The sequence below is a fragment of the Sphaerisporangium krabiense genome (genome assembly GCF_014200435.1).
In the GTDB taxonomy this organism is placed as follows: Bacteria; Actinomycetota; Actinomycetes; order Streptosporangiales; family Streptosporangiaceae; genus Sphaerisporangium; species Sphaerisporangium krabiense.
This window is the reverse complement of sequence record NZ_JACHBR010000001.1, coordinates 5,607,632-5,627,831: the sequence shown is the minus strand read 5'-3', so window position 1 is coordinate 5,627,831 and position 20,200 is coordinate 5,607,632. Positions and strand designations below refer to the sequence as shown.

At 74.1% G+C, this 20,200-nt stretch carries 20 protein-coding genes and 1 riboswitch; of the genes, 8 read left to right on the top strand and 12 right to left on the bottom strand.

What is annotated here, in order from left to right; all coding sequences use genetic code 11:
- Positions 1-39 precede the first annotated feature (39 nt).
- From BJ981_RS24680 to pyrR, 3 genes are read right to left on the bottom strand one after another with little or no spacing between them, the layout of a single operon-like run.
- The gene (locus tag BJ981_RS24680; RefSeq protein WP_184614163.1) at positions 40-1,344 is read right to left on the bottom strand and encodes a dihydroorotase; all 1,305 of its coding nucleotides are present in this window, start codon (positions 1,342-1,344) and stop codon (positions 40-42) included.
- Entirely contained in the window at positions 1,341-2,276 is a 936-nt protein-coding gene (locus BJ981_RS24675; protein ID WP_184614161.1) for an aspartate carbamoyltransferase catalytic subunit, read from the bottom strand. The genes BJ981_RS24680 and BJ981_RS24675 overlap by 4 nt, the downstream gene beginning before the upstream one ends.
- Positions 2,273-2,944 (bottom strand): bifunctional pyr operon transcriptional regulator/uracil phosphoribosyltransferase PyrR, encoded by a 672-nt coding sequence (gene pyrR, locus BJ981_RS24670; protein ID WP_184614159.1) that lies wholly within the window; start codon positions 2,942-2,944, stop codon positions 2,273-2,275. Before pyrR ends, BJ981_RS24675 begins: the two co-directional genes overlap by 4 nt.
- Before the next feature lie 522 nt (positions 2,945-3,466).
- Between pyrR and bldD the strand changes: the two genes are divergently transcribed.
- Entirely contained in the window at positions 3,467-3,961 is a 495-nt protein-coding gene (bldD, locus tag BJ981_RS24665) for a transcriptional regulator BldD (protein ID WP_184614157.1), read from the top strand.
- A 570-nt stretch (positions 3,962-4,531) separates the two neighbouring features.
- Here bldD and BJ981_RS24660 read toward each other — a convergent pair.
- Together BJ981_RS24660 and BJ981_RS24655 are read right to left on the bottom strand one after the other, a co-directional pair.
- Positions 4,532-4,972, bottom strand: a complete 441-nt coding sequence (locus tag BJ981_RS24660; RefSeq protein WP_184614155.1) for an SAV_6107 family HEPN domain-containing protein — start codon at positions 4,970-4,972, stop codon at positions 4,532-4,534.
- Positions 4,973-5,467: 495 nt separating this feature from the next.
- Complete coding sequence (locus tag BJ981_RS24655) at positions 5,468-6,301, bottom strand: L,D-transpeptidase family protein (protein ID WP_184614153.1); 834 nt, start codon at positions 6,299-6,301, stop codon at positions 5,468-5,470.
- Between the two features lie 128 nt (positions 6,302-6,429).
- Between BJ981_RS24655 and BJ981_RS24650 the strand changes: the two genes are divergently transcribed.
- Both BJ981_RS24650 and BJ981_RS24645 read left to right on the top strand, forming a co-directional pair.
- On the top strand, positions 6,430-6,906 hold the full coding sequence (locus tag BJ981_RS24650; RefSeq protein WP_184614151.1) for a YbaK/EbsC family protein: 477 nt from the start codon (positions 6,430-6,432) through the stop codon (positions 6,904-6,906).
- Positions 6,907-6,997: 91 nt separating this feature from the next.
- Positions 6,998-7,579: a GNAT family N-acetyltransferase gene (locus tag BJ981_RS24645; RefSeq protein ID WP_239138958.1), complete on the top strand. Its 582-nt coding sequence runs from the start codon at positions 6,998-7,000 to the stop codon at positions 7,577-7,579.
- Here the strand turns inward: BJ981_RS24645 and metF are convergent.
- Complete coding sequence (metF, locus tag BJ981_RS24640; RefSeq protein WP_184614149.1) at positions 7,576-8,508, bottom strand: methylenetetrahydrofolate reductase [NAD(P)H]; 933 nt, start codon at positions 8,506-8,508, stop codon at positions 7,576-7,578. The two genes, BJ981_RS24645 and metF, sit on opposite strands and share 4 nt — an antisense overlap.
- A 114-nt stretch (positions 8,509-8,622) precedes the next feature.
- Here metF and BJ981_RS24635 point away from each other — a divergent pair, with 114 nt between their 5' ends.
- Positions 8,623-9,687, top strand: coding sequence for a polyprenyl synthetase family protein (locus BJ981_RS24635; RefSeq protein ID WP_184614147.1), 1,065 nt, complete (start codon positions 8,623-8,625; stop codon positions 9,685-9,687).
- Positions 9,688-9,729: 42 nt separating this feature from the next.
- Here the strand turns inward: BJ981_RS24635 and thiE are convergent, their stop codons facing one another.
- The 3 genes from thiE to BJ981_RS24620 are packed head-to-tail and all read right to left on the bottom strand — an operon-like array spanning position 9,730 to position 11,939.
- The gene (gene thiE, locus BJ981_RS24630; RefSeq protein WP_184614145.1) at positions 9,730-10,368 is read right to left on the bottom strand and encodes a thiamine phosphate synthase; all 639 of its coding nucleotides are present in this window, start codon (positions 10,366-10,368) and stop codon (positions 9,730-9,732) included.
- Positions 10,346-10,720, bottom strand: coding sequence for an Rv2175c family DNA-binding protein (locus BJ981_RS24625; protein WP_184614143.1), 375 nt, complete (start codon positions 10,718-10,720; stop codon positions 10,346-10,348). Before BJ981_RS24625 ends, thiE begins: the two co-directional genes overlap by 23 nt.
- A gap of 49 nt (positions 10,721-10,769) precedes the next feature.
- Entirely contained in the window at positions 10,770-11,939 is a 1,170-nt protein-coding gene (locus BJ981_RS24620) for an NAD(P)/FAD-dependent oxidoreductase (RefSeq protein WP_184614141.1), read from the bottom strand.
- 137 nt (positions 11,940-12,076) lie between these two features.
- Positions 12,077-12,188, top strand: a riboswitch (TPP riboswitch).
- Here BJ981_RS24620 and thiO point away from each other — a divergent pair.
- The 4 genes from thiO (at position 12,178) to pknB (ending at position 16,424) form a co-directional block, all read left to right on the top strand.
- The gene (gene thiO, locus BJ981_RS24615; protein ID WP_184614139.1) at positions 12,178-13,335 is read left to right on the top strand and encodes a glycine oxidase ThiO; all 1,158 of its coding nucleotides are present in this window, start codon (positions 12,178-12,180) and stop codon (positions 13,333-13,335) included. (Overlaps the previous riboswitch by 11 nt.)
- Positions 13,336-13,393: 58 nt before the next feature.
- The gene (gene thiS / locus BJ981_RS24610; RefSeq protein WP_184614137.1) at positions 13,394-13,594 is read left to right on the top strand and encodes a sulfur carrier protein ThiS; all 201 of its coding nucleotides are present in this window, start codon (positions 13,394-13,396) and stop codon (positions 13,592-13,594) included.
- Positions 13,587-14,411: a thiazole synthase gene (locus BJ981_RS24605; RefSeq protein WP_275422284.1), complete on the top strand. Its 825-nt coding sequence runs from the start codon at positions 13,587-13,589 to the stop codon at positions 14,409-14,411. The genes thiS and BJ981_RS24605 overlap by 8 nt, the downstream gene beginning before the upstream one ends.
- Before the next feature lie 84 nt (positions 14,412-14,495).
- Entirely contained in the window at positions 14,496-16,424 is a 1,929-nt protein-coding gene (pknB, locus tag BJ981_RS24600; RefSeq protein WP_184614135.1) for a Stk1 family PASTA domain-containing Ser/Thr kinase, read from the top strand.
- 22 nt (positions 16,425-16,446) lie between these two features.
- Here pknB and alc read toward each other — a convergent pair whose 3' ends face one another.
- The 3 genes from alc to BJ981_RS24585 are packed head-to-tail and all read right to left on the bottom strand — an operon-like array spanning position 16,447 to position 20,197.
- Entirely contained in the window at positions 16,447-17,523 is a 1,077-nt protein-coding gene (alc, locus tag BJ981_RS24595) for an allantoicase (protein WP_184614133.1), read from the bottom strand.
- Complete coding sequence (gene allB / locus BJ981_RS24590) at positions 17,520-18,836, bottom strand: allantoinase AllB (RefSeq protein ID WP_184614131.1); 1,317 nt, start codon at positions 18,834-18,836, stop codon at positions 17,520-17,522. Before allB ends, alc begins: the two co-directional genes overlap by 4 nt.
- Entirely contained in the window at positions 18,833-20,197 is a 1,365-nt protein-coding gene (locus tag BJ981_RS24585) for an 8-oxoguanine deaminase (protein ID WP_184616382.1), read from the bottom strand. Before BJ981_RS24585 ends, allB begins: the two co-directional genes overlap by 4 nt.
- Between the last annotated feature and the right edge of the window lie 3 nt (positions 20,198-20,200).

Sequence of the window (20,200 nt, the reverse complement as noted above, 5' to 3'; positions counted from 1 at the left end):
TCTTCCCTTCGACGTGGACGGGACGGGTCACGGGGGTCGTCACGTCAGTTTCCCTTCGAGGACGGTGGGGCGGCCGCGCAGGAACGTCGCGACGACCGCGCCCGGCAGCGTCATGCCCACATAGGGCGTGTTGCGGCTCTTGGAGGCGAACGCGCCCGGGTCGACGTCCCGGCGCGCGGCGGGGTCCACCAAGGTGAGGTTGGCGGTGGCCCCCGCCTCCAGCGGCCCGCCGTGGCCGGACAGCCGGCCGATGCGGGCGGGGCGGGCGGACATGCGGTCGGCGACGCCGGCCCAGTCCAGCAGCCCGGTCTCGACCATCGCCTCCTGGACGACGGACAGCGCGGTCTCCAGGCCGATCATGCCCATGGCCGCCGCCGGCCACTCGGTCTCCTTGTCCTCGACCGGGTGGGGGGCGTGGTCGGTGGCCACGCAGTCGATCGTGCCGTCGGCCAGCGCCAGCCGCAGCGCCCGGACGTCGTCGTCGGTGCGCAGCGGCGGGTTCACCTTGTAGATGGGGTTGTAGGGGCCGGCCGGCGAGGACTCGGCGCGCGCGTCGGTGAGCAGCAGGTGGTGCGGGGTCACCTCGGCGGTGACGTCCCAGCCCTTCGACTTGGCCCAGCGGATGATCTCGACGGAGCCGGCCGTGGAGACGTGGCAGACGTGCAGGCGGGAGCCGACGTGCGCGGCCAGCAGGCAGTCGCGCGCGATGATCGCCTCCTCGGCGACGGCGGGCCAGCCGGTCAGGCCGAGACGGCCCGACACCGCGCCCTCGTTCATCTGCGCGCCCTCGGTCAGGCGGGGCTCCTGCGCGTGCTGGGCCACCACGCCGTCGAACGCCTTGACGTACTCCAGGGCGCGCCGCATGAGCACCGCGTCCGAGACGCACACGCCGTCGTCGGAGAAGACCCGCACGCGGGCCGCGCTGTCGGCCATCGCGCCGAGCTCGGCGAGCTGGCGGCCCGCCAGGCCCGCGGTCACCGCGCCGACCGGCCGCACGTCGCAGTGGCCGGCCTCCTGGCCGAGCCGCCAGACCTGCTCCACCACGCCCGCGGTGTCGGCGACCGGCGAGGTGTTGGCCATCGCGTGCACGGCGGTGAACCCGCCGAGCGCGGCGGCCGCGGTGCCCGACTCGACGGTCTCGGCGTCCTCGCGGCCCGGCTCGCGCAGGTGGGTGTGCAGGTCGACCAGGCCGGGCAGCGCGACCAGCCCGCCGGCGTCGACGACCGTCGCGCCCGCCGCGTCCAGCCGGCCGGGATCGCCGATCTCGGCGATGCGGCCGTCCTTGAGCAGCACGTCGCGCGGGTCGCCCCCGAGAACGCGGGCGCCCCTGAGAAGGTAGGTCACTGGTTTCCCCCGATCGCGGGCTCGGAGCCGGACAGAAGCAGGTACAGCACGGCCATGCGGACGGTCACGCCGTTGGTGACCTGCTCGACGATCGTGGAGCGCTCGCCGTCGGCGACCTCCGCGGCGATCTCCATGCCGCGGTTCATCGGGCCGGGGTGCATCACGATCGCGCCCACGGGCATGCGCGCCATCCGCTCGGGGTCCAGGCCGTAGCGGCGGCTGTACTCGCGCGCGGACGGGAAGTAGGAGGCGTTCATGCGCTCGTGCTGGACGCGCAGCATCATCACCGCGTCGGACTTGGGCAGCACCGCGTCGAAGTCGTAGGAGACCTCGCACGGCCAGTCGCCCATGGACACCGGCAGCAGCGTGGGCGGGGCCACGAGGGTGACCTCGGCGCCGAGGGTGTGCAGCAGGTGGACGTTGGAGCGCGCCACCCGGCTGTGCAGGACGTCCCCGACGATCGTGACCCGGCGGCCGTCCAGGTCGCCGAGGCGGCGGCGCATGGTGAACGCGTCGAGCAGCGCCTGCGTCGGGTGCTCGTGGGTGCCGTCGCCGGCGTTGACCACGCTGCCGTCCACCCAGGCGGCCAGGCGGTGCGGCGCGCCGGAGGCGCCGTGCCGCACCACCACGGCGTCGGCGCCCATCGCCTGCAGGGTGAGCGCCGTGTCCTTCAGGCTCTCGCCCTTGGACACGCTGGACCCCTTGGCCGAGAAGTTGATGACGTCGGCGGACAGGCGCTTGGCGGCGGCCTCGAAGGAGATGCGGGTGCGCGTGGAGTCCTCGAAGAAGAGGTTCACCACCGTGCGCCCGCGCAGGGTCGGCAGCTTCTTGATCGAACGGCCCGAGACCTCGGCGAGCTCCTCCGCGGTGTCGAGGATCAGCAGGGCGTCCTCGCGCGACAGGTCGGCGGTGGAAAGGAGATGGCGCTTCATCGCTGGCCTCCCCTCAGCAGGACGGCGTCCCGCCGGTCGGTCTCGGTGAGGCACACCCGCACCGTCTCGGCGCGGGAGGTCGGGAGGTTCTTGCCGACGTAGTCGGCGCGGATGGGCAGCTCGCGGTGGCCGCGGTCGACCAGCACCGCCAGCCGGACCGCCCGCGGACGGCCGAGGTCGTTCAGCGCGTCGAGCGCCGCGCGCACGGTGCGGCCGGAGAAGAGGACGTCATCGACCAGGACCACGATGCGGCCGTCGACCCCCTCTTTGGGGAGGTCGGTGCGGCCGAGCGCCCGCGCGGGCCTGAGCCGCAGGTCGTCGCGGTACATGGTGACGTCGAGGGAGCCGAAGGCCACCGGGCGGCCCTCGACCTGCTCGATGCGGTCGGCGAGCCGGCGCGCGAGGAACGTGCCGCGGGTGGGGATGCCGAGCAGGAGAAGGTTCTCCGGGCCCCTGGCGCGTTCGAGGATCTCGTGGGCGATGCGGGTGAGGGCCCGGTTGATGTCCGGGGCCTCCAGGACCGCGCGCTCGCCGTCGCGCGGGGAGGTCTCGTCGCGCGCCGGGGCCTGTGCCCGCGCGTCGTTTTCCCTGCCGCCGTCGTGACCGGCGTCGTGGTCGCGGACTCCGGCGTGAGCGTCGTCGTGCGCCTGATTTCGGGCGCCGTTCATGGAGGTCACCGCCTTTCCCGCCTCACAGGACGGGGTTAAAGGAACTGGTGCACTCACGTTAGCAGCCCGCCCGAGAACGCCCCGAACCGGTTCGCCCCACCCAACCTGGGCGGATACCCTTCCGCTGACCTGCGGGGGAACGGTCGCCGCTCCCGCCGCGTGGGCGCGCCGGGGTTTCGCCCCGGCGCGCGGGGGTGCCTTATCGGACGGGACGCGGGGCGTATGCGGACGTTCCGTGAACGGGCGGGAGACGGAGACGGAAGGGACCGGAGCGACGTTCGCGGCCGCGCAGATCAGCACCCGACCGGACAGGATTCGGCATCATTTTTCCAATCAGCTTGACCAATCACGCCCACACCTTTACCGTCACTGTCCGTAACCACACCTCGCGACGTATTCGGGTAAACCGCGACGCTCCGGTCACCGATGGTGCCTGCCCCGGGTCCCAGACCCGAGCGCCGCCACAACCGTCGCGAGGCGCACAATAAGTGAGAACGTTCATAGAAAGCCGGGGGCCTAACAATGCCGTCTGACTACGCCAAGTCGCTGGGCGCGCGACTCCGCGCCATCCGCACCCAGCAGGGGCTATCACTGCACGGGGTCGAAGAGAAGTCGCGCGGCAGGTGGAAAGCCGTCGTCGTCGGCTCTTACGAGCGCGGCGACCGTGCCGTGACCGTGCAGAAGCTCGCCGAGCTCGCCGACTTCTACGGTGTGCCGGTCTCCGAGCTGCTGCCCGGAGGCTCCGCTCCGGCCCCTCTTGGCCCTACGCCCAAGCTGGTGATCGACCTGGAGCGCCTCGCCCAGCTGCCCAAGGAGAAGGCCGGGGCCCTCGCCCGTTACGCGGCCACCATCCAGAGCCAGCGTGGCGACTACAACGGCAAGGTGCTGTCGATCCGTCAGGAAGATCTGCGCTCGCTCGCGGTCATCTACGACAAGTCGCCGAACGAGCTGACCGAAGAGCTCATCACCTGGGGCGTGCTGGACGCGGAGGCGCGCCGCGCGGTCGACGCGTTCTGACGACCGTCGTTCCCCACGACCGTCCGGCCGTCGTCTCGCATGCGGCCGTCCGGTCACCGGCATGACCAGGACCGATCGATCGGCGATGTGAGCAGGACCGATCCGGTCGCCATCCTGGGCGGGGCCGTCCGGACACGCCCTGGGCGTTCCGGTCACGTCCCTCGCAAGACGCGCACGGTCGTGTGCGGCGAGGATCACGGGGCGATCCCTCCCGCACACGACTCCCGCACGCCCACCACCACGGCGCACCACTGTGAGACGCGAACTCGGGGACGGCTGGGACGAGGCCGACAGGTCGCGCATCGGCCGAGCGAACGCTGGTAGGTCCCGTATCGGCCGGATGAGACGCCGGCGGGTCGCGCGTCGGCCGAGCGAAGCGCTGGTGGTCCCGTGTCGGCCGGATGAGGCGCCGGTAGGTCGCGCGTCGGCCTGGTGAGATGCCGGCGGATCGCGTTTCGGGCGGCTGTTCGCCCGCTGCGGGCGAGCGGTGGGATCGGCGGCCCGGGGGCGGGCGGGTGTGAGCCGATGACGCGCCGGCTGCCGTGGCCGGGCGGGGGCTCAGAGGGTGGGTCAGCCGGCGATCGGGGCGTTCACCGGGATGGTGGCCTGGCCGGGGACGCCGAGGATGTCCTCGACGACGGCCACGAAGGTGTGGGCCTCGGCCAGCAGCTCGTCGGACTCCGGGGCCGTCACCACGCGCACCATGCCGGCCTCGGCCATGGCCCGCTTGCGCGCCGTCTCGGCGAAGTAGGCCGCCCACTGCGCCAGCTTGGGCTCGGCCTCGGGTAACAACTCCCACGCGCTGCGCAGCCGGCGTCTTCGCCCGTCCATGGGCCGCGGGAGGGCCGCGAGGATCGCGGCCGCCGCGCGCAACGCCGCGAGGTGGGCGGAGACGTACCGCTCGGCGGGGGTGCGGGACGCCGCGGCGTCGGCCAGGCACGCGTGCGCGTCGGCGAGATGCGCGCGCACCGTCTGGGAGACCCGGGGACCTTCTCCGGACTGTCGAGTCATGCCAACCCTCCTTGGGTCATGGCCTCGGCGGTGACCGCCGGTGATAACACCGTCGCAGATGCCACCGACAATTCCGATGGCCCGCTGGTAGTGGTCACGTGGCAGGCTCGTCCCTCGCTTCCTCGACCCGGCTCGCCGCCTGGGGCCGGACGAGGAGCTTCCCCTCTCCCCGTCCGGCCGTCGCGCGTCTCGCCGGCGGGGCCGCCGCCATGGACGGCGGCCCGCCGGAGGGTGAGGGCAGGCCGCGAGTCCCGCCCCCACTGTGTCGAACATAAATTCGATGATGGGCGATGTCAAGCATCTCACGAACAAAGGTTCGATCATGGCGTCAACCTGCGCCCGAGCGCGGGTCCCTGACGTGAAGCCGCACGTGGCGCCGGGTGACGGCCGGAGACCGGGGGCCGGGCGGCGCCGGTTCGGGGGCCGGTTCGGGGGCCGGACACGACGAAGGCCGCGGCGTCGAGACGCGCGCGGCCTTCGAACGGAGCCGTTCGATCAGCGCCGGAACTTGCCCCTCACGTGGACGGGCACCCCGGTGCCGAGCATCGCCGGCAGAGCCTGCGCGACGTGCATCGGCAGGCGCACGCAGCCGTGGGAGGCGGGATAGAGCGGCACCGACAGCGCGCCGTGCAGCGCGATGCCGCCGTTGAAGAAGATCGGGTTGTAGAGCTGCCCGAGGTAGGACTTGTGCCAGCCCGAGCGCCGCCACGTGGTCTTGTAGTCGCCGGTCGGGGTCCTGGCGTCCCCGCAGAACTTCTGCGTCTTGCCCTGCCAGGTCGCCGTCTCGCAGTAGGGGATGCCGCTGCCGGAGGAGACGTGGGTGATCAGCCTCACCTGCCCGGCCCGGTACAGGACGGCGATCTGCCGGGTGAGGTCGACCTCGACCCGGTCGGGCTTGCCCCGCGGCACGAGCACCCGCGGCGCCTTGGGATCCTCCAGCGCCCGCCAGGTGCGCGAGGTGATCGTGCTCGTGGGCGTGATGCCCTGGACCTTCTGGAACGCCCAGACGGCGGACTGCGTGGCGCCTCCGTACTGCGCGTCGAGCTTGCCGGGCGCGTACCCGAGTTCCCGCAGCCGGGTCTGCAACTGCTTGACGGCGGCGCCCTTGGCGCCGATCCTCAACCGGACGTTCGGCGCCGTGAACGGCGCGATCGCGACCTCGCGGCCGACCGGCGTCGCGTGGATCGCGACCGTCGTACCCCGGGCGCCGGCTCCCCCTGCCGGCGCCGCGTAGTGGACTCCCGTCCCGAGCCCCGAGACGAGCCCCGAGACGAGCACGGCTCCCGCGGTCAGCACCGCCGCGGCGGCGAGCCGCCTACCAACCCCCATGTCAAAACTCCCCTTCGGTAACGCCATGTACGGATCACGGACATTAGCGCAAGGATCAAGCGTCCCCACCGTGAGTCACGGAGATGTAATCAATGGCTCAGGCGGGTCAACATGCTTAGAGTGGTCCGGTGCCAGAAAAGTTGCATCCGAGCGTTCAGAAGGTGACCGCCGCCCTGCGGGAGGCCGGCGCGGCCGGCGAGGTGGTCGTGCTGGAGGACGCCGCGCCCACCGCCGTGACCGCCGCCGCCCAGCTCGGCTGTGAGGTCGGGGCCATCGCCAACAGCCTGATCTTCGACGCCGGCGGCGAGCCTCTGCTGGTGCTGACCAGCGGGGCGCACCGGGTGGACACGGGCCTGATCGCCCATCTGGTGGGCGTCTCCAAGGTCAAGAGGGCCACCCCGGAGTTCGTGAAGGCGGCGACCGGGCAGACCATCGGCGGCGTCGCCCCGGTCGGGCACCCGGCGCCGATCCGCACGCTGGTGGACACCTGGCTCGCCAAGCACCCGGTGGTGTGGGCCGCCGCCGGTCACGCGCACACGGTCTTCCCGACCACGTTCGAGGAGCTCGTGCGGATCACGGGCGGCACTCCCGCCGACGTCGAGTAGGCGGCCCGTCCGGTACGCCGGGTTAGCGCCGTGAAGATCGCTCTGATCGGGTTCGGCCGTGCCTCGGCATGGTGCTGCTAGTGTGCGACGAGTGATCGAACTGCGACGCGCCGGTGCCGCGGAGTTCACCGCCGAGCTGGACACGGTGCTCCAGACCTACACGGCGGCGATGCGGCCTCCGCCCGAGCAGCTGGCGGGCCGGCAGGGCATCATGCGCAACCACGCAACCTTCCCCGACTTCACCTGCCTGTTCGCCGAGACCTCCGAGGGCACGGTGGTGGGCTTCGGGTACGGCTTCCACGGCGCGCCCGGGCAGTGGTGGCACGACGTCGTGCGCCGGGGCCTTGAGGACCGCGAGGGCGCCGCCACCGCGGCCGCGTGGTTCGAGGACGCCCTGGAGATCGCGGAGATCCACGTGCACCCGGACTACCAGGGCAAGGGCGTCGGGCGGCGGCTCGTGCGCGGCCTGTGCGAGGGCCGGCGCGAGCGCACCGCCGTGCTGTCCACCCACGACCGGCCGACGGCGGCGCGCCACCTGTACCGGACGCTCGGCTTCGTCGACCTGATGCAGATGTTCGTCTTCCCCGGCGGCTACGAGCACTACGCGATCGTGGGCAGCACGCTGCCGCTGCGCGCGGCGGGCCGGCCCGCCGCGCGCCCCGGCCGGGGTTAGCCGGCCTTCGCGACGGCGGGCTCGGGGGACAGCGCCTGGAAGACCTCGCGGGTCGCGCTGGACTTGTTGAAGGTGATGAAGTGGATGCCGGGCGCGCCCTCGTCGAGCAGGGTCTGGCACAGCTCGGCGGCGTGCTCGATGCCGACCCGGCGCACCTCGGCGGGGTCGTCGGCGACGCGCTCGAAGCGCGCGGCGACCTCGGGCGGGAACGGCGCGCCGGAGAGCTTCTCCGACCTGGCGATGGTGCTCATCTGGGTGACGGGCATGATGCCCGGGATGATCGGCGTGTCGCAGCCGCGGGCGGCGACGCGGTCGCGCAGCCGCAGGTAGTCCTCGGCGCGGAAGAACATCTGGGTGATCGCGTAGTCGGCCCCGGCCCGGCACTTGCGCACGAAGTACTCGGTGTCGGCCTCGATCGACGGCGACCTCGGGTGGCGGTAGGGGAAGGCGGCCACGCCGACGCAGAAGTCCCCGGCCTGGCGGATCAGGCGCACCAGGTCCTCGGCGTACTCGACGCCGTCGGGGTGCTTGGTCCACTCGGCCAGCGGGTCGGTGCCGGGCGGGTCGCCGCGGACGGCGAGGATGTTGCGCACGCCCGCACCGGCGAACCTGCCGATCAGGTGGCGCAGTTCGCGCACCGAGTGGTTGACGGCGGTGAAGTGGGCGACGGGCGTGAGCGTGGTCTCGTGCGCGATGCGCTCGACGGCGTCGACCGTGCGGTCCCGGCTCGACCCGCCCGCGCCGTAGGTGACGGACACGAAGGTCGGGCGCAGGGCCTCCAGCTCGCGGATCGCGCGCCAGAGCTGCCGCTCCCCCTCGTCGGTCTTGGGGGGCATGAACTCGAAAGAGAACGACCGGCCACCGGCGGCGAGCAGATCTCTGACGGTGGGCACGCGGTCAGGGCGGACGGAAGGACGACCCAGAGACATGGGTCCAAGGCTACAGGTCCGTTCCGGCGTGGACCCCGTGCGAACGTGCGGTTCCGGTGCGCAAGCGAGGGGCGGGTAATCAGTACGTCAGCAAGCGACCACTAATCTCGGAGCATGACCACTTCCTTCCAGTGGGACTCCTTTCGCACCGAGGTGGACCGCAGGCTGCGGGCGTTCGTGGAGCGGCAGCGGCCCCTGGTCGGCGCGCCCGACCTCGCCCCCCTGCTGACCGCGGCGGAGGACTTCCTGGCCGGCGGCAAGCGGCTGCGTCCCGCGTTCTGTTACTGGGGGTGGCGCGGGGCGGGCGGAGAGGACGGCCCGGAGATCTGCGCCGCCGCCGCGTCGCTGGAGTTGTTGCAGGCCAGCGCCTTGATCCATGACGACGTGATGGATTCGAGCGACATGCGCAGAGGCAGGCCCTCCGCGCACAGGCGGTTCCAGGCGATGCACGAGGAGGCCGGATGGCGCGGCTCCCCTGCCAGGTTCGGCGAGGGGGCGGCCGTCCTGCTGGGCAGCCTGCTGCTCGTCTGGTCGAGCGAGATGTGGCGCACCAGCGGCCTGCCCGCCGAGGCGCTGGCCGCCGCCGAGCCGATACACGACCTCATGCGGACCGAGCTGATGTGCGGCCAGTACCTGGACCTCCTCGAACAGGCGCACGGCGAGAGCACCTTCGACAGCGCCCTGCGCGTGGCGCTGCACAAGAGCGGCAAGTACTCCGTCGAGCAGCCCCTGCGGCTCGGCCTGGTGCTCGCCGCCGGCCGGCAGGAGCCCTGGATCGACCGGCTGTGCGTGCAGTACGGGCACAAGGTCGGCATCGCCTTCCAGCTGCGCGACGACATCCTCGGCGTCTTCGGTGACCCGGCCGAGACCGGCAAGCCCGCGGGCGACGACCTGCGCGAGGGCAAGCGCACCATGCTGATCGCGCGCACCCTGTCGGCGGCCTCCGAGGGCCAGGCGGCCGACGTGCGGCGCCTGCTCGGCGACCCCGCCCTGGACGCGCAGGGGATCGCGCGGCTGCGCGGGATCATCGAGGACACCGGCGCGCTCACGGCCGGGGAGGAGATGATCAAACGGTATCTCGACGACGCCCTGAGCTCGCTGGAGCGCGCGCCGATCACGCCCGAGGCGCGCCGGGCCCTGGAGGAACTGGCCGTCGCCGCGACGGCACGCCGGAGCTGAGCCGCGACCGCGCACCGGGGCCGAGCCGTAGGGCCCCGGGCGTCAGGACGCCCGCAGCCGCCGCGCGAACTCCGCCGCCGCCGCGCCGGGATCGCCGGCCTCGGTGATCGCCCGCACGACCACGACCCGTGACACGCCGGAGGAGAGCACCTCGTCCAGCGTGTCCAGGCCGATGCCGCCGATGCCGAACCAGGGCCGTGCCGTGTCCAGCGAGGCCGCGTGCTTCAGCAGGCCGGGCCCGGGCGCGGGACGCCCGGGCTTGGTCGGCGTGGGCCAGATCGGCCCGCAGCAGAAGTAGTCGACGCCCGGCTCGACGGCCGCCGCCGACGCCTCGGCGTCGCTGTGCGTGGACCGCCCGATGAGGACGTCCGGCCCGAGGATGGCGCGCGCCACGGGCACGGGCAGGTCGTCCTGCCCGAGGTGGAGCACGTCGGGGCGGGCGGCGTAGGCGATGTCGGCGCGGTCGTTGACCGCCAGCAGGGCCCCGTGCCGGTCGCAGGCGTCGCGGAAGACCTCCAGCAGCGCGATCTCCTCGCGGGCCTCCAGGCCCTTCTCGCGGAGCTGGACGATGTCCACCCCGCCGGCGAGCACGGCGTCCAGGAAGTCCTCCAGATCGCCCTGGCGCCGGCGGCCGTCGGTGCAGAGGTAGAGCCGCGCGTCAGAAAGCGAGCGCTTGGGCACGCCGCTTCACCTCGGTGTGCCGGCCCGCGACGATCGCCTCGACCGGCGCCCCCGGCAGGGAGTCGTCGGGCGTGAAGAGCCAGCGCAGGGACTCGACGTCGTCGTAGCCCGCGTCGGCGAGGACGGTGAGGGTGCCGGGGAGACCCTTCAGCACGTCGTCCCCGGCGACGAAGACCGCCGGCACCTCGGGCTCCGGGCCGCCCCTGCGGACCCCGATGAGCTTCTTGTCCTTCAGGAGCTGCTTGGCGCGCCCGGAGCTGAGCCCCAGCCGGACGCCAACCTCCGAGAGGGGGAGCCATTCCCCTACGAGCTGGTCGGTTTCCCGGTCGATCTGTGCAACAGAAAGCGTCACGAGTCCACAATTACCACGTCACGGCAGGTCTGAAACACCCCCACAGGGGTCACAAGCAGTCGCGCAAGGGTATCGATGGGTCTTTCGCCCGATTCACATCGAGCCTTTGCCCCCCCTCGACGATCCGGCGGCCCTGCACCAGGTCACGCGGCAGATCGACGGTGAAGATGGCGGACAGGCGGTCGTCCTCGGTCAGCCAGAGGGCCGCCCATTTCGGCGCCGACGAAGGGTCGCCGCGCATGACCAGCCGGGCCCCGGCGTGGTGGCCGGCGTACTGGAGCATGTGACCGAATTGTTCGGACCAGAAATACGGCACGGGGTCGTAGACGGCGCTCTGGCCGAGCAGGGTGGCGACGGCGGTCTCCGGGGAGTGCAGCGCGGTGTCCCAGTGCTCGACCCGCAGGCGGCGGCCGAAGCGGCGCGACCACCAGTTGGCGCAGTCGCCGGCCGCGACGACGCCGTCCAGGGAGGTGCGCAGGTGCTCGTCGACGACGACGCCGTTGTCCAGGGCGACGCCCGACCCGGCCAGCCACCCGACGGCCGGGCGCACGCCGACGCCGGTCACGACCAGGTCCGCCGGGATCCACGTGCCGTCCACCAGCGTGAGCCCGCCGGGGTCCACCGAGCCCACCATCACGCCGAGCCTGAGGGCGATGCCCGCCTCGGCGTACCAGGCCGCGGTGTGGCCGCCGACCTCGGTGCCGAGGGCCACGGCGAGCGGCGAGGCGGCGGCCTCGACGACGGTCACCTCGCAGCCGGCGCGGCGCGCGGCGGTGGCGACCTCGGCGCCGATCCAACCCGCCCCGACGACCACGACCCGGGCGCCGGGGAGCAGGCGGGCGCGCAGGTCCAGCGCGTCGTCGATCGTGCGCAGGGTGTGCTGGGGCCCGTCCCCCCTCAGCCGTATCGGGGCGGCGCCGGTGGCGATGACCAGCCCGTCGAACTCCAGCTCGCCCTCGGTCGTCTCCACGACGCCGGGGCGCAGGCCCTTGGCGGCCACGCTGGTGCGCAGGTCGATGTCCAGGGCCCCGAGATCGGAGTCCACGACGGTCGAGTCCAGGCCCCCGGCGAGCACGGCCTTGGACAACGGCGGGCGATCGTAGGGGCGGTGACCCTCGTCGCCCACCAGTGTGACGCGCCCGTGGTACCCGCGCGCCCGCAGCGCTTCGACACTCCGCACGCCGGCCAGCCCGGCGCCCACTACCACGACATGATTCACAACCCGACAGTAAGCGGCCAGCCGGGTCACTCGCCAACGGCGATTTGGTAACGAATCAGCTCACTACTCCACACGGTAAGTGATGAGAACCCTCAAGCCGGTGCGCACGGCGTACCCCGGCAGGAATAGGCTTGGGGCGTCAGACGCGCGGGAGTCCGGCGAGACCGGGCTGAGAGGAGGGCTGGCGGCCCTCGACCGCAAAGACCTGATCCGGATCATGCCGGCGAAGGGAGCGAACATGGACGTGGTCGTCGTCGGCGGCGGCGTGGCGGGCCTGTCGGTGGCCTGGCGCGCCGCGCAGGCCGGGCACGCGGTCACCCTCGCCGACCCCTCCCCCGGCTCGGGCGCCACGCACGCCGCCGCGGGCATGCTCGCCCCGGTCAGCGAGGTCTCCTACACCGAGGAGCCTCTGCTGCGGCTCGGCCTCGCCTCCCTGGAGCTGTGGCCGTCCTTCGCCGCCGAGCTGGCCCGCGAGTCCGGCGTGGACGTCGACCACCGCGCCGAGGGCACCCTGGACGTCGCGTTCGGCGCCGACGACCTGGCCGCCCTGGACGAGATGGCCGGGTTCATGGGGGGGCTCGGGCTGCGCGTGGAGCGCCTGACCGGGCGCGAGTGCCGCCGGGTGGAGCCGATGCTCGCCCCGGCCGTGCGCGGCGGCCTGCTGGCCCCCGGCGACGCGTGGGTGGACCCGCGCCGGGTCACCGCCGCCCTGCTCGCCGCGCTGGCGCGCCGCGGCGCGACCGTGGTCGCCGAGCACGTCGCGGGCCTGGCCGTCGAGGGGGGCGCCGCGCGCGGGGTGCGCCTCGGCGGGGGACGGGTGATCGCCGCCGACCGCGTGGTGCTGGCCGCCGGGGCGTGGTCGGGCTCGCTCGACGGGGTGCCGCCCGGCGTCCTGCCGCCCGTGCGCCCGGTGAAGGGGCAGATCATGCGCCTGCACGGCGCCCCGGGGTTCCTGGGGCACTGCGTGCGCGGCGTGGTCCACGGGTCCAGCGCCTACCTGGTGCCGCGCGGCGACGGCGAGATCGTGCTCGGCGCCACCCAGGAGGAGATGGGCTTCGACACCCGCGTGACGGCCGGCGGCCTGTGGGAGCTGCTGCGCGACGCGCGCGAGCTGGTCCCCGGCGTGACCGAGCTGGAGGTCGCCGACGTGTGCGCGGGCCTGCGCCCCGGCACTCCGGACAACCTGCCCGTGCTCGGGCCCGCGGCGATGGAGGGCCTGCTGCTCGCCACCGGCCACCACCGCGGCGGCGTCCTGCTGGCCCCGCTGACCGCCGCGATGCTCATGGCCGAGCTGGACGGCGGCCCCGGCCCCTACGCGCGGGAGGCGGAGGTCTGCTCGCCGCTGCGCTTCGGCGGCGGCACGGCGCGCGCCGCCTTCGCCGCCCACCATCGATGACGCGGCCCACCTTCGACGAAAAGGAGGATCGGGGCGCCCCCGGCCCCCGTGAACGACCATGAACGTGACGATCAACGGCAAGCCCTGCGAGCTGCCCGACGGAGCCACCGTCGCCCAGGCCGTGAAGGCGCTCACCTCGGCCGAGTCCGGGGTCGCGGTGGCGGTGAACGACGAGGTGGTGCGGCGCGGCGCCTGGCCGTCCACCGCGCTCGGCGAGAACGACCGGGTCGAGGTCCTCACGGCGGTGCAGGGTGGCTGAGGCGACGCCCGCGGCGGGCACCACGACGGGCGCCGACGCCCTCGCCGGCGACGTGCTGGAGCTCGGCGGCGAGAAGTTCTCCTCCCGCCTCATCATGGGGACCGGCGGCGCCCCCTCGCTGGAGGTGCTGGACGAGGCGCTGGCGGCCTCCGGCACCGAGATGACCACCGTCGCCATGCGCCGGCTCGACCCCGCCGCCGCCGGCTCGGTGCTGGACGTGCTGCGCGCCCGGGGCGTGAAGGTGCTCCCCAACACGGCGGGCTGCTACACCGCCGGCGAGGCCGTGCTGACCGCGCGCCTGGCCCGCGAGGCCCTCGGCACCTCCTGGGTCAAGCTGGAGGTCATCAGCGATGAGCGCACCCTGCTGCCCGACCCGATCGAGACCTTCGACGCCGCCGAGCGCCTGGTGGCCGACGGCTTCGTCGTGCTGCCGTACATCGGCGACGACCCCGCGCTCGCCCGGCGGCTCGAACAGGCGGGCTGCGCCGCCGTCATGCCGCTCGGCTCCCCCATCGGCTCGGGTCTCGGCATCCGCAACCCGCACAACATCGAGCTGATCGTCGAGGCGGCGGGCGTCCCGGTCGTCCTGGACGCCGGCCTCGGCACGGCCAGCGACGCCGCGCAGGCGATGGAGCTCGGCTGCGACGCGGTGCTGCTGGCCAGCGCGGTCACCCGGGCGCGCAGGCCCGCGGTCATGGCCGCGGCGATGCGGCACGCCGTCTCGGCGGGCCGCATGGCGCGCCTGGCGGGCAGGATCCCGCGACGGCGGTACGCTGAGGCGTCCTCGCCCGCGGTCACGCGGGACGCGCTCGGATGACCCCTTCCTGACGGGAGAACATGTCGGCATCGGTTTGGGATGTGCTTGCCCTCGTCCTGGCAAACCGCCCGTAAACTCACTCCCGTGGACACGACGGTTGCGGACCCCCTCGTAGGGCGGCTGCTGGACGGGCGCTACCGCGTTGAGTCGCGCATCGCCCGCGGTGGTATGGCCGCCGTCTACCTGGCCATGGACATCCGGCTCGACCGCACGGTGGCGCTGAAGGTCATGCACCGCTCGCTGGCCGAGGACCCCGATTTCGTGCGCCGTTTCATCGGTGAGGCCAAGTCCGTGGCCAGCCTGTCGCACCCCAACATCGTGCACGTCTTCGACCAGGGCACCGACGGCGGCCACGTCTACCTCTCCATGGAGTACGTCCCAGGGCGCACCCTGCGCGACGTGCTGCGCGAGCGCGGCCGGCTGCCCGCCCGCGAGGCGCTGGAGATCATGATCCCGGTGCTCGCCGCGCTCGGGGCCGCGCACCAGGCGGGCATGGTCCACCGGGACGTCAAGCCCGAGAACGTGCTGCTGAGCGATGACGGCCGGGTCAAGGTCGTGGACTTCGGGCTCGCCCGCGCCATCGAGGCCGGGCGGCAGACCCGCACCGGCGTCATGATCGGGACGATCGCGTACATGTCGCCCGAGCAGGTCACCTCCGGGGTCGCCGACGCGCGCAGCGACGTCTACGCCGCCGGGGTCATGCTGTTCGAGCTGATCACCGGGCGGCAGCCGTACGACGGCGAGACCCCGATGTCGGTGGCCTACCGCCACGTGCACGACCGCGTGCCGGCGCCGTCCTCCGTGGTGCCCGGCGGCCCGGTCCAGCTCGACAGGCTCGTGCTGTCCGCCACCGACCGCGACCCCGCCCGCCGCCCCGCCGACGCCACCGCGCTGCTCGTGGCGGCCGTCGAGACGCACCGCACGCTGCCGCGCGACGCCGGCCCGAAGCCGGCCCCCCCGAACACCACCGCCCCGGCCGCCCCGGTGCCGCCCGCCAACCCCACGCTCGTCCAGTCCCGCACCGAGATGCTCACCTCGCCCGGGGCGGCGGCCGCGCCCGCCGCGCCCTTCGAGGGCCACGGCGCCCGCCGGCGCGTGCGCCCGATCTGGTTCATCGTCGGGCTGGCCACCGTCATGGTCGCCGCCATCGCCGGCACCGGCTGGTGGTTCTCCGAGGGCCGCTACACCACCGTCCCCGACCTGCTGAGCATCAACATCAGCGTGGCCAAGGCCGAGGCCGAGAAACAGGGCTTCGCCGTCAAGATCGGCAAGCCCGAGAACGACAAGGAGCTCGGCGAGGACAAGGTGCTGCGCACCGACCCCGAGTCCGGCCGCGAGGTCGTCCGGGGCTCGGTCATCACCCTGATCCCCTCGGCGGGGCCCCTCAAGATCGCGGTGCCGAACGTCGTGAACCTGTCCGAGGCGGACGCGCGCAGCAAGATCTCCGAGGCCGGGCTGACCGCGGGCGCCGTGAGCAGGGTGCCGAGCGACACCGTGCAGCGCGGCCTGGTGCTGCGCACCAGCCCGCAGGTCGGCACGCGGGTCAAGGAGGGCGGCACCGTCCAGATCGTGCTGAGCGCGGGCCAGCTCATGCCGGACGTCAGCGAGATGCAGTGCGACCAGGCCGAGGCGTTCCTGCGCGGGAAGGGGTTCACCCCCACGGTCGTCCAGCAGACCGACGACGCCCAGCCCGGCACGGTCATCGCGCAGAGCCCGGCCGCCCGCGCCGAGATCACCGCCGGGCAGGCCGTCCAGCTCACCTGCTCCAAGGGCCCCGACACCGGCTTCCACTGGCCGTGGGAGAACCCGCAGGACCCGCAGAACGTCCAGCCGGGCCAGGCCCTCATCCCCATCCCCGACGTCCGCTTCAAGCGCGTCGGGGACGCCAGCCGCGAGCTGCGCACCGCGGGTTTCAAGGTGCACGTCCGGAAGATCGCCGGGTCCGGCGCCGTGGTGGCGGAGAACCCCTTGGGCCAGGCCCCGGCCGGCACCCGCATCACCATCTGGCACTGACCGGGCCCTGCCCCGCGCCGTGTCAGGTGACCGGGGCGCCGTGGAGACGGAGCCGGGCCAGGCCGCCGTCGGGGTGGATGTCGAGGCGGACGTGGGTGGCGGCGCGGGCGGCGGCGAGGCGGAACCGGTGGCGGGTGTCGGGCTGGAGGCGCGTCAGCGGCAGCAGCTCGAACCACTCGTCCTCGCCGGGCGCGCCGGAGCCGTGGAGCCCGGTGGCCCGGCCCCGCAGGTCGGCCCCCTTGAGCGAGGCGGCGGCGGGGGCGTTGTAGACCAGGTTGGTGGTGTCCAGCTCGGCGACCTGGATCACCCCCGGCACGGCCAGGCGCACGGTGAGCCAGTCGTTGCCGCCGTCGCGGCGGCGGGCGGTCTCCCAGCCTTCGGCCTGGTGGCGGGGCAGCCCGGGGGCGATCACGTTGACGGGCGAGGAGTAGAAGTCGTCGGAGCAGCCGGTCACCAGGGCGCCGTTCTCCAGGGCGGCGAGGTCGATCGTCAGGCCCGCGAGCAGGGCCGGGTCGGGGACCACCTCGCCGTGGACGCGCAGGCGGGCGACGCCGCCGTCGGGGAAGATGTTCAGCCGCACATGGGTGTACCTGCGGGGGTCGGCGACCGGGAACCCGTGCGCTGCGTCGCCGCTCAGGCGGACCCGCGGCACGATCTCGGTCCAGGCGGCGGCGAGCAGCTCGTCCGGGGAGGGGTGTCCCTCGGCGGCGCAGGCGCCCACGGAGGCGTACGGCGGATAGTTGCCGGTGAACCAGGCCGTGTCGATGACGACGTGGCGGACGACGCCGGGCATGCCGAGCCGCACCAGGGCCCAGTCGTGGCCGTCGTCGCGCCGCCGCCGGGTCTCCCAGCCGTCGTACACCTGCCCGCGCGCGCCGAAGGTGCCGGGCCGGAAGCCCGGGCGTCCGGGCAGGATGAGGGCCTGCCGCTCGGCGAAGGACTCGTCGCTGGCGGCCACCACCGACCCTCCGTACGACCGCGAGGCCAGGTCGGGCAGCCCGGCGGCGGTGGAGTCCGCCGCGCCGTGCGGGGCCCGGTGCTCGGCGGAGGCCTTCTCCGGGCCCGGGGAGCCGGCGGAAGGTGAGGGTGCGGGGGTCATAGCAGGATTCCCGTCGGTGGGGTGGCGGGGGTCAGTTCCCGGCCGCGCAGCCAGGTGGTGAGGACCGCGCCGGTGAGCGTGCGGCCGTGGTAGGGGGTGATCGGGTTGCGGTGGTGCAGGCGCGCGGCGTCCACGGTGAAGGCGGCGGTGTCGTCGAAGGCGACCAGGTCGGCGTCCCGGCCGGGCGCGATGGCGCCCTTGCCCGGCAGCCCGGCCAGGCGGGCGGGGGCCTCGGACATCCATCGGGCGACGTCGGCCAGGGTGTGGCCGCGGGCGCGGGCCTCGGTCCAGACGGCGGGCAGGGCGACCTGCAGCGAGGAGACACCACCCCAGGAGGCGGCGAAGTCGGGGACCTTCAGGTCGGGGGTGGACGGCGAGTGGTCGGAGACGACGCAGCTCAGCGTGCCCGCGGCGAGGCCCTCCCAGAGCCGGTCGCGGTTGCCGCGGTCCCTGAGGGGCGGGCAGCACTTGAACTCCGGGCCGCGCACCTGGTCGGCGGTGAGGGTGAGGTAGTGGGGGCAGGTCTCGGCGGTGACGCGCAGGCCGTCGCGCCGGGCGGCCTCCAGGGGCGCCAGGCAGGCGGCGGAGGAGACGTGCAGGATGTGGGCGCGCGCGCCGGTCCGGCGGGCGAGCGCGATGACCCGTTCGACGGCGGCGCGTTCGGCCTCGCCCGGCCGCGACGCCAGGAATTCCAGATATGTCGGGCCGGTGGGGTCGGTGAGCAGCCCGGGGTCCTCGGCGTGGACGACGAGCAGCCCGTCGAAGGACGCCACCTCGCGCATCGCCTCGGCCAGGCCCGCGGGGCCGAGCGGCGGGAACTCCTCCACGCCGGACGGCGACAGGAAGCACTTGAACCCGCGCACCCCCGCCTCGTGCAGCGGGCGCAGCGCGGCGGTGTTGCCGGGGACCGCGCCGCCCCAGAAGCCGACGTCCACGGCGCACCGCCCGGCCGCCGCGGCCCGCTTGACGGCGAGCGCGCCGACGTCCACCGTCGGCGGGATCGAGTTGAGCGGCATGTCCACGATCGTCGTCACGCCCCCGGCCGCCGCCGCCCGGGTCGCGGTGGCGAACCCCTCCCACGCGGTGCGGCCCGGCTCGTTGACGTGCACGTGGGTGTCCACCAGGCCGGGCAGCAGGCACACCGCGCCGAGGTCCACCCGCGCGGCGCCGTCCGCCGGATGGTCGTAGGGCAGCACCGCGGCGATCCTGCCGTCGCGCACCGCCACCGCCGCGGGCCGCTCCCCGCCGGGCAGCACCGCCCGCCGCGACCGCACGACCAGCGCGTACCGCTCCCCCGCGTCCGGCGCGGTCATCCGGGCGCCCCCGGGTCCGCCGGGAGGACGCCGCCCGCCAGGCGGATGAGGCGGCGGTGGGCGTCGGCGCCCAGCCGGGCGGCGGCGTCCTGCGGGACCGTGCGCAGCTCGCCGTCCCGGACCACGGTCCGGCCGCCGACCAGCGCCAGGGCCACCTCGGGACGGCCGCCGAAGACCAGCGCGCACAGCGGGTCGTCCAGGGCGGCGGCGAAGCCGTCCACGCGCCACAGGACGACGTCGGCGAGCTTGCCCGGCTCCAGGGAGCCGATCTCGTCCTCCCGTCCCAGGCAGCGGGCGCCGCCCAGCGTGGCCGCCTCCAGGGCCTGGCGCGCGGTGAGCGCCGCGGGGCCGTACCGGGCGCGCTGGAACAGCAGGGCCTGGCGCATCTCGCCGGCCAGCGGGGTGAGCTCGCTGGAGGCCGCGCCGTCCACGCCGAGCCCGACGGCGACCCCGGCCCGCAGCATCTCGGCGACCCGGGCGATCCCGGCGCCGAGCCTGCCGTTGGAGCTCGGGCAGTGCGCCACGCCGGTGCCGGTGGCGGCGAAGCGGGCGAGGTCGCGGTCGTGCAGGTGGACGGCGTGCGCGACCCAGACGTCGGGGCCGAGCCAGCCGAGCTTCTCCATGTAGTCGACGGGCGTGCAGCCCATCTGCTCGCGGCAGTGCTCTTCCTCCTCCGCGGTCTCGCACAGGTGGGTGTGCAGGCGCACGCCCTTGTCCCGGGCCAGCGCGGCGGACTCGGTCATGAGGTCGGCGCTGACCGAGAACGGCGAGCAGGGCGCGACGGCGACCCGCAGCATCGACCCGGGCGCGGGGTCGTGGTAGGCGTCCACGGCGTCGGCGGTGGCGGCGAGGATCTCGTCCAGGCTCTCGACGACCTCGTCCGGCGGCAGCCCGCCCTGGGAGGCCCCGCGGTCCATCGAGCCGCGGCAGGGGTGGAAGCGCAGGCCGACCGACCGGGCCGCCTCGACCTCGGCGGCGAACAGGTCGCCGCGGCCCTTGGGGAAGACGTAGTGGTGGTCGGTGGTGGTGGTGCAGCCGGACAGCGCGAGCCAGGCGAGCGCGGCGGTGGCGGCGCCGCCCACCACCTCGGCGTCCATCGCGGCCCACACCCGGTAGAGCGCGGTGAGCCAGCCGAACAGCGGGGCGTCCTGCGCCGTGCCCTGGGTGGCCCACTGGTAGAGGTGGTGGTGGGTGTTCACCAGGCCGGGGGTGGCCAGGCAGCCCGCGCCGTCGATGCGCGCCGCGCCCGGCAGGGCCGGAGCGGGCCCCTCCCCGAGGGCGACAACGCGGCCGTCGCGGACGCGCAGGTGGCCGCGGCGGATGTCCGGGCCGGCGACGGGGGCGACGGCGACGTTCTCGATGAC